Here is a 560-nt window from a genome sequence, read left to right on the forward strand (position 1 = left end):
CTGTTGTCCCTACATGCTCTTTTTTAGCCTTTCTACTATTTTTTTGACACTCGTTTGTTTAATTTCATTTTTGACATCAAGCAATTCTATGATTTGACGTTGTTCTTTGGTCATTTCAGTGGCAGTTATCGACTTTTTCTGTTGGCCTTTAAGTCCGACTTCGTTCAGTTGACAACTTTCCAGTTTTTGAATTACATTGCTTGCAGTCAAAGATTGATTTGATTTCTTCATGAGTAATTCGATGGTGTTTCTTAATAAGTAGGCTAGCACACATACACTAACATGCGCCTTCACTCTTTCAGATCTTGTTAGATAAACAGGGCGAAGTTCCAGTTGAGATTTCATTTCCCGAAAAGCTTCTTCAATTTTGTTTTTCGCACGATATTTGAAAACCACTTCTTCTTTAGCCATGGTTATTTCGTTGGTAATGAAACATGTAATCCCATCACGTCTTTGTACTTCTCTTTCTTTTTCTGGATCCACTTCAGCACAAATTTGAAAGCTGTGTACGGTGCGGGATGTGCCATCTTTTTTAGGGACGTTGAGTTCAATCGGATGAA

The 560-nt window shown here is 37.3% G+C and carries 1 protein-coding gene; it reads right to left on the minus strand.

Annotated elements, in window-relative coordinates:
• Positions 1–9: 9 nt before the first annotated feature.
• A partial coding sequence (locus AC6HVZ_RS19650) for an IS1634 family transposase (protein ID WP_497559805.1) occupies positions 10–560 on the minus strand: 551 nt, incomplete at its 5' end.

It is taken from the genome of Oceanobacillus sp. NCCP-135 (assembly GCF_059698015.1).